Origin of the sequence: Pseudomonas sp. NFACC37-1, from assembly GCF_900101575.1 — a bacterium.
GTDB classification, from domain to species: domain Bacteria; phylum Pseudomonadota; class Gammaproteobacteria; order Pseudomonadales; family Pseudomonadaceae; genus Aquipseudomonas; species Aquipseudomonas fluorescens_AA.
Genome location: NZ_FMUZ01000050.1, coordinates 19,850 through 30,650 on the forward strand (window position 1 = coordinate 19,850; position 10,801 = coordinate 30,650).

At 62.2% G+C, this 10,801-nt stretch carries 7 protein-coding genes; 1 reads left to right on the plus strand and 6 read right to left on the minus strand.

The annotated features are described in order from the left end of the window. Window positions 1-56 precede the first annotated feature (56 nt). A complete protein-coding gene (locus tag BLP82_RS28380; protein WP_092176362.1) occupies window positions 57-1,589 on the plus strand; it encodes an FAD-dependent oxidoreductase in 1,533 nt (510 codons plus the stop codon). Window positions 1,590-1,655: 66 nt separating this feature from the next. Here the strand turns inward: BLP82_RS28380 and pgaD are convergent, their stop codons facing one another. From pgaD to BLP82_RS28410, 6 genes are all read right to left on the minus strand, one after another. Then, entirely contained in the window at window positions 1,656-2,162 is a 507-nt protein-coding gene (pgaD, locus tag BLP82_RS28385) for a poly-beta-1,6-N-acetyl-D-glucosamine biosynthesis protein PgaD (protein ID WP_092176366.1), read from the minus strand. Beyond that, entirely contained in the window at window positions 2,159-3,514 is a 1,356-nt protein-coding gene (gene pgaC / locus BLP82_RS28390) for a poly-beta-1,6-N-acetyl-D-glucosamine synthase (RefSeq protein WP_060739781.1), read from the minus strand. Before pgaC ends, pgaD begins: the two co-directional genes overlap by 4 nt. A gap of 1 nt (window position 3,515) precedes the next feature. Then, on the minus strand, window positions 3,516-5,513 hold the full coding sequence (gene pgaB / locus BLP82_RS28395; RefSeq protein WP_092176370.1) for a poly-beta-1,6-N-acetyl-D-glucosamine N-deacetylase PgaB: 1,998 nt from the start codon (window positions 5,511-5,513) through the stop codon (window positions 3,516-3,518). 12 nt (window positions 5,514-5,525) lie between these two features. After that, a complete protein-coding gene (gene pgaA, locus BLP82_RS28400; RefSeq protein ID WP_092176374.1) occupies window positions 5,526-8,006 on the minus strand; it encodes a poly-beta-1,6 N-acetyl-D-glucosamine export porin PgaA in 2,481 nt (826 codons plus the stop codon). A gap of 244 nt (window positions 8,007-8,250) precedes the next feature. Then, a complete protein-coding gene (locus tag BLP82_RS28405) occupies window positions 8,251-9,756 on the minus strand; it encodes a YdgA family protein (protein ID WP_092176379.1) in 1,506 nt (501 codons plus the stop codon). A 157-nt stretch (window positions 9,757-9,913) separates the two neighbouring features. Further along, entirely contained in the window at window positions 9,914-10,549 is a 636-nt protein-coding gene (locus BLP82_RS28410) for a hypothetical protein (RefSeq protein WP_060739785.1), read from the minus strand. Window positions 10,550-10,801 lie beyond the last annotated feature (252 nt).

Sequence of the window (10,801 nt, forward strand, 5' to 3'; positions counted from 1 at the left end):
GCTGAACCTCGTTCCGGCCCTCGACTCCAAAGGGAAACGCCTGCCGGAGAACGCTCATGTCTCTGCATCAAGTCGCCCGTTTCGCCGATGTTCGCGAAGACCGCGGCCTCGAAGTCAAAATCAACGACACGTCCATCCTGTTGCTGCGTTCAGGCGATCAGGTGCGCGCCTTCCAAGGCAAGTGCCCCCATGCAGGCGCACCACTGGCCAAGGGCGCGGTGTGCCATGGACGGCTGATTTGCCCATGGCACAAAGCGGCATTTCGGGCTGAGGACGGCGCCTTGTGCGAGCCGCCGGCCCTCGACAGCCTGGCGCGGTATCACGTCGAAGTCCGCGGCGATGACGTCTGGGTCGATGACCAACCGCTGCCGGCCGATAAAATCCCGCCAGCCGATGACCCGCGCACGTTTGTCCTCATCGGCGCCGGTGCGGCCGGCACGGCTTGCGCGGCGGCGTTGCGGGAGAAGGGGTTTGGCGGCCGGATCCTGTTGATCGACCGCGAAGCCGAAGCCGGCTACGACCGAACGCTGCTGAGCAAATATGTATTGGCCGGCGACATGCCGGTCAACGAGACGGCACCGCTGCGCGATGAAACTTATTTCACCCAGCAACGCATCGAAAGGCTCCACGGCGAGGTCACCCATTTGGACCCCAGTGCCCGGCAAATCCAGCTCGCCGATGGCCGGCGCCTGGACTATGACGCCGCGCTCATTGCCACCGGCGGGGAGCCGAAGACGCCAGCGCTGCCCGGCATCGATTTGCCGCAAGTCTTCGTGCTGCGTTTGATCGCCCACGCCCGGCAGATTCTCGACACTGTCCGGCCAGGGCAACGGGCGGTGATCATTGGCGACAGTTTCATCGCCATGGAGGTGGCCTCGTCCCTGCGCAAGCGCGAGCTGAGCGTCACCGTCTTGGCCCGGCACCCGGTGCCATTCGCCGCGCAATTGGGCGAGAGCGTCGGCCAGGCCATCCTGGCCCGGCACCGGGCCAACGGCGTGGTGTACCACACCGACGGCGAAGCGGCACGGATCGAGGGAGCGCACAAGGTCGAAGCCGTGGTGCTGGATAACGGCCAGCGTTTGGCTGCGGACCTGGTGATCGTCGGCATCGGCGTGCACCCGGCCACCGAGCCGTTTGCCGGGTTGCCACGGGAACAGGACCAGTCGCTGTCCGTTGACGCGGGCATGCGTGTGGCTGATGGCTTATGGGCCGTGGGTGATATCGCGACGTTCCCCCTCAACGGCACGCCTGTGCGCATCGAGCATTGGCGCCTGGCCCAGCAACAGGCGCGCATCGCCGCCGCAAACATGCTCGGCGGCGACGAGCGCTATCTGGACGTGCCGTTTTTCTGGACCTATCACTTTGGCAAACGCTACGACTACCTCGGGCACGCTGAACATTGGGACGAGGTGGAATTCAAGGGCACGCCCGAGCATCCGCCCTTTATCGCCCTGTTGGGCAAGGACGGCCTCGTTGCCGCCGCCGTGGCCTGCGATGAAGGCCGGGCCATGGCAGCACTGGCCCAGCGCATGAAGCAACCGTTGCCGGTGGACGAGGCGTGGCGGCTGGTTCGGGATTTCTCGTCGTAAACCTGACCCACACCCAAATCCCCTGTGGGAGCGAGCTTGCTCGCGATAGCGGTGGGTCAGCTTGCATCAATGCACAGACTGATCGGCCGGCAAGTGGATAACCCGTGGTCGCTCCAATGGCGCCAGGGGCGGTGGCTGCAAGTCCGGACTGAGCAAATGGAAATGCGGCACGACGTGGCTGATGTCGCCGTCCTGGTTGTTGTGGATGATCTTCGAGCCGGGCTGGCGCAACGTGTCCAGGCGCTCGCCGGTCAACTTGAAGCTGGCGCTCAAGCCCTGGTCATCCACCACCGGTGCCGGCAACCGGCGCTGGGCGAAGCTGCGGCTTTTGCGCTGTTGATAACGCGCCCAGGCAATCAGCAGCACCGCGTTGACCAACGCGATCCACCCATAGACCTGCAAAGTCCCCAGGGTGTCGAACAGCGTCCCTCCCAGGCGCGGGCCGGCCTGGCCGTCGAGCAGCGGCCACAGCCCATTGACCAGCAAATACAACAACCCCACCCACGCCAGCACGGTGAAAAGCGCATCGATGACCACCAGAAAAGGTCGTTGCCGGGTCCTGACAATTTTCATCGGATCACTTCCTCTTCCTGATCATCGAACGGTTTGATACCGCGATCCGGACTGATCCAGCGCGCACGCTTCTGATGCTGCCCGAACAGCACTTTGGGAAAGCTCACCAGGGTGGTGAAGAGGCTGATCAGCCAGAACACCAACGGGTACCAGACCACCCAGAACATGATGTGCCACAGGCCTTTTTCGTAGCGCCGATCGATCAGGATGCTCACCGCGAACTGCAGCAGGCACACCACGGCCAGCAACAGGCCGGTGAAGGCTGGCGGCATCAGGTGATCCACGGCGATGGCCGCTGGCATTTCGACGAATTTGCCGGCGCCCCAGAAGATCACCGACAACAGGAAGGTAAACGCCCAGCCGGTGGACAGGCAGTATTCGAACAGCAGCGGCCACAGGTAGCGATGGCGGTACTGCCAGATGCCGCGGATGTTCTTGAACAGCACCTCGGCGCCCCCCTGGGCCCAGCGCAGGCGTTGCCGCCACAGGCCGCGCAAGGTTTCGGGCATGAGGATCCAGCACAGCGCGCGCGGTTCGTAGAAAATGCTCCAGTGATCCAGTTGCAGCTTCCAACTGATGTCGATGTCTTCGGTGATCATGTCCGGGCTCCAGTAGCCGACCCGGTGCAGGGCGGTGCGACGGAACGCAACGATCACGCCGGACACGGTGAAGATCCGCCCGAAGACCCGCTGGGTACGCTTGATCAGGCCGATGATCGAGGAAAACTCGCCGACCTGGACCCGGCCTATCAAGGTCGAGCGGGTACGGATGCGTGGGTTGCCGGTTACCGCGCCGAGGCGGGCGTTGTCCAGCATCGGCGCCACCAGGTAAGCACAAGTGTTCGGCGCCAGCAGCGCGTCACCGTCGATGCACACCAGGTATTCGCTGCGCGCCGCAATGGCACCCATACGCAAGGCCACGGCCTTGCCCTGGTTTTCCGCCAGGTGCAAGACGCGCAGGCGCGGGTCTTCGGCTGCCAGTTGGTCGAGCATCTGGGCGGTGTTGTCCTTGGAGCCGTCGTTGATGGCGATGACTTCGATGTTCGGATAATGCTGGCCCAGCGCCGCGTGAATGGTGTCGGCAACGTTGTCGCCTTCGTTGAAGCACGGGATCAGGATGCTGATCAGTGGCTCGCCCGCCAGGGGCGGTGGCAAGGTGTCGTCCTTCCACGGCCAGTGGCGTTCCCAGTGCAGCCAGAAATACAGGCCACCGGCAATCCACAGCCCGGACATGAACAGCGGGTAAAAGAACACGAAGTCCATCAGGAATTGCCCGGTGACCAGGAAGATCAGGCCCAGGGGCACCCCAAGGACGATCGCCAGCACCAGCAGGGCGAGCAGTCTGTCGAGCATGTCAAGGATTCCACTTGTTGGAGAGCGCCGGCCGCACGGTTTTCACGGCGGGCTGGTCTTCGATGAAGTTGTCCGGGTAGTAGCCGAAACTGGTCACGCCCTGGCGCTTGAGGCGCCCCATCCAGTCGGCCAGCAGTTCGCCGTCGATGTCGGTCACCGGTTGGCTGTCCCAATCTCGCGCCTGCAACTCGAACACCGTGCGCTTGAGTGCACCGGGCCGGCTTTTGACGGTCTGGACCAGACGTTCCAACCATGGGCCGGACTGTGCACGGGTCTGCTTTTCCATCAGCGGCATGGCCATCGGTGCCGTCCAGTCGTAGGCGCCGAGGAAGTCGTCAAGGTTCTGGGCGAACCAGGCTTCGCTTTGCGGGTTGAGCATCGGTTCGGCAAAGATATTGCGCGCCGTCAGCACCTGCGGACCACGAATCGCCCGGACCTTGGCGGTCAGCTCATGGGTGAAGTCGATCAGGTAGCGGCTCTTGAAGCGGGTCCAGCGTTGCATCGTCGCAGGATCGTCCCGCAGGGCGGCGATGGACGTCGGCAAGCCATGGGCGGCATAGACTTTCAGGGCCGCGGGACTGGCGTCCTCGAAATCGGAGAACACCGCGTCGTCATGGTACAGAACGCCATCCAACGAACTCATCCGCGCCAGGTCCTCGTAGAGCTCGCCGATGACCTTGCGCACGTTCGGGTCGAACGGCGACAGGCGCACGTATTGGTCCGGGGCGACGCCGGTCTTGCCGGTTTCCGGGTCCCAACGCTGCACCCGCGGCAACTTGGCGTCCAAGGCGAAACTGAGCACCGGCATCCAGGCATAGACCTTCGCGTTGGCCCGGGTGCGCAGTTGCCAGGCGACTCGGTCGAACAGGTCGGCCCGTACTGGCAGGTGGCGGTTGGGGAAGTACAACGAGTGCACGAGGCCGTCGCCTTTGGGATCGGCAAAGGCTTGCAAGAACACCGTATTGGCGCCCAGGTCGGAAATGCGCTGGACCAACTTGCCGACGTTGGCTTCCTGCTGCACCGGGTCCGGGTCGTAGACGTAGTCCAGATCGACATGCACCACGCGCATCGGGTCCATTGTCTGCACCGAGACGATGCTTTCGGCGAAATGGGCGCCATCCGGATCGGACGCCACCAGGAAGCGTGGGCCGCTCATCAGGTTATCCAGGCTGTCGAGGCCGTCCTCCAGGGTCAGGGCCATTTGATAGCCTTCGCTGCCAATCACCTGCAACGCAGTACCGTCGGCTTCACCGTAAGGCCAGACCCAAACGCGCGGGCTATAACCGGCGACCTTGCGGATTTTCTCGGAAATGGCCGCCACGTCCTTGCGCAGGCGAGCCTGGAAATCGGCCTCGGTCTCATAGCGACCGGTGGCCGGATCGTAGCGCCGGGTCGTCGCCGCAGGTTGCTGGTTGCCTTGCGGGTTGGCGAGGATGCCTTTGTGATTGGCATCGGTGTGGGCGGCGATTTCCACCAGGCCCGATTTCGACACCTCACGAATCTGCTCCCAGGTCAGGAACTCGGAACGCTTGCGCGGCACCCCGGCGAAATCCACCGTCTGGTTCAGTGGCGTATCCACCCAACTGCCGACCGGAGCCAGGATGGCTGGCCAGTTATAGGCTCGCAGGATGGGCATGACACGGGTGTAGAAGCTCGAATAGCCGTCGTCGAAACTCAGCAGCACCGCACGGGGCGGCAGTTCCGGACCGCCATTGCGGGCCGTGATGATCTGGTCCACCGTGACCGGCTGGTAGTTGTTTTCCCGCAGCCACGCCAGTTGCTCGATCAGCCGTTCGGTACGCACGGCCACCAGCGCCTGGTCCGGGTCTCGGTCGTCGACATCGTGGTAGGCGATGCCGAGCACATGGTTCTTCGGCCACGGGGCGTCATTGGCCGCCAGCGGACGCTGCGAAGGCGGCGTGAACGCCGGGGCTTGCTGGGCACAAGCGCTGATCAGCAAGACCCCCAGCAGAAGGATGAATCGCGAAATGACAGGCATCTTCAAACTCTTCTAGAAGCGATAGGTGAGGTCGACAAGCAGGCGCAAATCGCTTTCGCGATCGCCGTCGTAGGGGCGGTTGAGCCAACTCAGCGCGGCACCTGCCTCCAGCACGTCGTTCCAGATGAAACGCTGGCCGTAGCCGAGCAATCCCATGGCCCCGGTGTTGTAGTCACGCTGGCTGTAGGTACCGGCACCGACCTGGAATTGCTGGCTCCACGTGGTTTCGTAGCGGCGATACAACACGTGGTTGGCGCTCACGGTCGGCATGACGCTGAAATCCGCTTTCGGGTTGAAATAAGGCACTTCGTTGGAGCCGCTGTTGCGGCTGGCGCCGACTTCCAGACCCAGCTCCACTTGCACGCGCGGCGTGCTGTAGATGCCCTCGCGGCCGGTCAGTTGGGTTTCGAGGCGGTTGTTGCCGTCACTGAAATGGGACGGGCTCACCGCCAGCCGCCACTCGCGGCTTTCATTGGCCCGCCAGCGGACGAAACCACTCCCGCCGTTGGCGCGGATGCCGCTGTTGAGCGCCCGCAGCGGGGTATTGGCCGAGAGGTAATCCAGGCTGCCGCCGTATTGCCAGTGATCGTCGATGTCTCGGGCCACGGCCAGGCGCGCGCCCTGTTTGTCACCGGAGCCATACGAGTGATTGGAGACCTCGGCCTCCAGCGTCATGTCCCGAGTGCGACGCTCCACGCCCAGGCGCTGCCAACGGTGGTGGCCAGTGCCTTCCTCGAAATCACCGGTGGCGTAGCCGGCACCGCCGAACAGCCGCCAGTCTTCATCGATGGGCGGGCTGTAGAGCAGCGTTTCGACACCAAAGTCCCGGCTGCCAGTGACTGCACCGGCGTCACCGTTGCCACCGCCATAGCTCTTGCCGGTGTAGGCCTCGATGCGCAGCTCGGCCATGTCGTGTACCTCGCGCTGGCGCTGCAGACGTTTGACATGGGCGTTTTCCGGGTAGCGGGCGACCACGTCGTCGGTCAGCGCATCCAGCTGCCGCCATTCCTGCAAATCCATGGCGGCGCGGGCCTGGGCGATTTCCAAGTCACGGTTGCGCGGGATCGTCGCCTCGACTTCTTTGAGCAGGTTTTCCGAACGGCGCGGCCAGTCGCGGGCCTGGTACAGATCGGCCTGGGCCAGGCGCATGCCGGTGTTGCCGGGGCCCTGGCTGACCAGGGTTTCCAGGCGCGCCTCGGCAGAGGGCAGGTCGGCGCCGTAGGTGCCGGCCTGGGCGGCGAGTTGCTGGGCGTCCATCCATTCATCGTTGGGGTTGCCGATCGGCAGGCCCTTGAGCTCGATGCGCGGACGCTGGGCTTTCGCCATGTCTTCGGCCAGTGCACGGGCCTCTTCGGATTTTTCACTTTCCAGCAACGCATAGTAGAGCGCGGTGCTGTCTTCAAAACGCTCCGCGGGATCGGCATCCGGCGCAGCCAGGACACGGCGGTAGAGATCGACGGCAATCTCCGGCTCACGCTGTTCCAGATAGGAGGAGGCCACCCAGCGCAGGGCGTAAGTGGGAATGCTCACGCCCTCGGCGATCAGCTTCTGGTATTCAGCAATCACTTCTGCTCGACGGGCGCGGGCATTGAGTGCGCCCATGCGATCGATGCGCCAACGGAGTACGTCGTCATGGGCCTCGGCCACCGGAGTCCAGGTGACGAGCAACTTGTCGTAGTCGGCCAAGGCGCGGTCGGCAATGACGAAGCGCTCCTGTTCGCTGCGGCTGGCCATGTCCGCCAGGCGCACCCGCTCGGCGGCGACGTCACCCTCCAGGCGTCGTTGCACGCCACGCTCGATCAGCCCCGGCTGCAGACGCGCCAGGCGCAGCGCCGGCTCTGGCAACCGTGCGCGTTGCAGGGCGTAGATGTATTCGCGCGCTACCTCTGGACTGTTGCCGGCGCGCGTGAAGGCCTGGTCGTATTCGAACAGCGCTTCGTGAGGGCTGTTGGCGCGGGTCAAGGCATAACCCAGTGCCAGTCGACGCATCGGATCTGTCGGCTTGGCAGCGACCAGGGCCTTGGCGCGGGTGACGGCTTCGTCTGGCTGGCCTGCATCGGCCTGGGTCAAGGCCAGGCCGAGTTGCAGGTCGGGGTTCTGGGGGGCGATCACCAACGCCTGGCGGTACAGCTCGGCCGCCGAATCCCAGCGCTTGAGGTTGCGATAAGCTCGAGCCGTCGCAGTCAGCGCCTGGACGGGCAGCGCTCGATTGCGGCCCTGGGTCTCATAGACTTTCACCACTTCGGTATCGAGGCCGGCCCAGCTGGCGATCTGCAGGTGGTCACTGATCTGCGCGGCGCTGGCCTGACCGGCCGGCACCTGGCGCAACGCAGTCAGCGCTGGCGTGTAATGGCCGGCACGGGCGTCGAGCACCATTTGGTCATAGGCGGTATCGGCAAACGCCAGCATCGGCCAGCACAGTTGGCTGCACAGCGCGACGCGAAACAACGGGCGCAAACCACGTTGAACAAAAGGACCCACAGTACGCGGCATTCGTCAGCATCCTTACATGGCCAGCCGGGTCGCAGTGCCCCCTTGCCCATCAAACAGGAAGCCGGATCAAAGGAATCCAGCCAAGCTCTAATGGGCTTAGTCTTGCACTCTCAGGCGGGTCATCTTCAGGAACGCCACAATTCTTCAGAATCGATACAGATTTCGGCCCAGGGCTGATCTGTGAGCATAAAAAACCCGGCCGTGCTGCATGCACGGGCCGGGTTTTGGGTGTGACTTGAACGGTTTACTGGATGGCGACGCCGCCGCCCAGCTTGCTCATCACAAATGCCGAGAATTGTTCAACGGTCATTTTCTGGCCATTGAAATCGACCTGGTTGTTGGCGTAGTGCAACTTGGTGACAACGTCGTTGCCTTCAAGGGTCGCCAATTGAGTACCGACGGCCATGGCGCTGAACATATCGCTGGTAGCCGTGGCTTGATCAGCGATCAGCTTGGCATCCGTCTGGCCTTCCATCTGTGCCTGCACGGTCATCAGGTCGACCAGCATCGGCTTGGAAACCTTGAGATTGAAATCCAGCAAGGCGAGCAACTGACGTCCCAATTCCTCCGGCGGCAGGTCCATGGACTGCGGCTTGGTCAGATCAACGATCAGGCTGGCACGGCTTTCACCGTTGGCGGTACTGAACGACAGATTTTCCAAGGCCACCTGCGGGGCACCGGCCAAGAGTTTTTCCAGATCGGCTTTGACCTGTGCTTCCTCAGCTTCGGTCAGGTTCAACTCTGGCGTCGGCTCACCGGCTGCAGCGGCTTCGGCGGCCGCTTTTTCGTAGGGCTGCAGCTTGGTCTGGTAGATCTGCATCAGCGACATGGTGGCCGGGATGTCCAGGTTCTTCAGGCTGACCGCCATCTGTGCCGAACCAATGGTCTTGTCGTTGAACGACAACTCACCGATCTTGTAATCGGCACGCCCCGAAGCGCTGGTGCCGTTCTCGCTGCTGCTGTTCTTCATTTCGAAGTTCTTCAGGCCCAGCACCGACTTCGGCTCACCAAACGTGGCCTTGGTGCTGCTCATCAGCAGGGTGTTGTCACCCATGTAGTAACCGTATGAGCTCTTGCTCAGGTTACTGGCCAATGTCAGGCCGTTCAGCTCGACCTGCACCGGTGTCTGATCTTCGGCAACAGTGGTCAACTTGAAGCTGTCCATGTAGCCATCGGCCTTGATCTTCTGGCCTTGGGCGCTGGCGGCCACGTCGATCTTAAGACCAGAGAAGGTGAGCTGGGACTGCTCATCCAACTTGGTGTCCAACGGCAGCAGCTCGTAGGTGCCGTTGATGGATTCGTCATAACCCAGGTTGACCACACCTTTGAGCGGCGACTGGTCCTTGGTCGCAGCGAACCACTTGTCAGTCAGTGGATTGCGCTCAAGAGCAGTGTGACTGGTGGCCATGACCGGCAGCCACTTGAGCGTAATCAAGCGCGAGAATGGCAGTGGGCCGTGCTCGATCCGGTCGACGAAGAGCAACTCGACCGACTCGCCACCGAATATCTCGCCTTCGCCTTTGAGACGGTAGTGGGCGGTGCTGCTGAATGTGCCACGGTCCATGGAAACCAGCTCCAGGGCGGCTGTGCTGTTGGACCCGGACAAGGCTGTCTGCATCTGCTTATTGCTATCGGCAATAGCATTTTTCAACACGCCCTCGAGTTTGGTCCCGGTGTACCAGGCGCCACCCGCGCTGATAGCACCGACAGCCACAACGATTCCCAAAAGTACGCTTGCTGATTTATTCATGAGTGACCCGATCGATATCCATGGTTGAAGAAAGCCGTCGTCTTCCCTGACCCGCCAAAGGGGTGGCTCGACGCCGCAAAGAGGAGGGGAGATTACCACCAGGCACCCCTGCGGGCCCAATGTTTATAGGGGTAAAAACGTTTTCTTGAGAGGTGGTCTACGAATATTGGACTTCGATCTCATCGAGCTGATGGTCGAAAGTCTTGAGGCGGGCCGTCCAGGTGTACACCAGCACTTCGAAATCGCGATTGATCACGGCCGCACCCGATGACTCTGCGCGCGAATCGCAAAAGTCCAGTTGATAGCGCTCCCGGGCCATGGCGTTAGCCACGTCGCACAATTCACGGGCGTTGTTGAGCCAGTGCCAGCCATCCTGGGTGACCTGCTTGTCCAGGGCCGCGCACTGGACTTTCAGGGCTTCCAGGCTTTTTTCCAGCGGGGTACCGGTGAGCTCGCCCATGACTTCCTGGAATGTGCGGCCAGGTTGCCAGTAACTGCCCCAGAAATAACGGTCAAACACTGTTTCGACGCGGCGCAATGCCACCTTGGTGTCCCAAATCAGCACCAGGGTCTTGCCTTGCTCGAGGTGTTTTTTCTTGATGCGTTGGCCCTGAAGCGAAGCCCAGGCCACGATAGCGATGGATATCACGCCAATCAACGCTGCCGCGCTATCGAGGAACAGTAGCGCCTTGTCGATTTGATGAGTGAGCATGACGCCATAGAAATAAGTGGCCGAAAGCAGCAGTAATGCTGCGGTGGCGCACCAAAAGCCGGGAGCATAAGGGTTTTTCATTATTGGAATCCCCATGACCAGTGACGTCGTGGCCCTCTTGGTCGCCAGAGCCCGACTCTCACAGCATAGCAACGGCATGGGGGGTTTGCCGGAGCATCAGAGGCTCGATCCGATTACCGGCCCAAAATGACAAAACCCCTGTCTGCTGAGGCAGACAGGGGTTCTGGGAATTCAATCTTGACGATGACCTACTCTCACATGGGGAAACCCCACACTACCATCGGCGATGCATCGTTTCACTTCTGAGTTCGG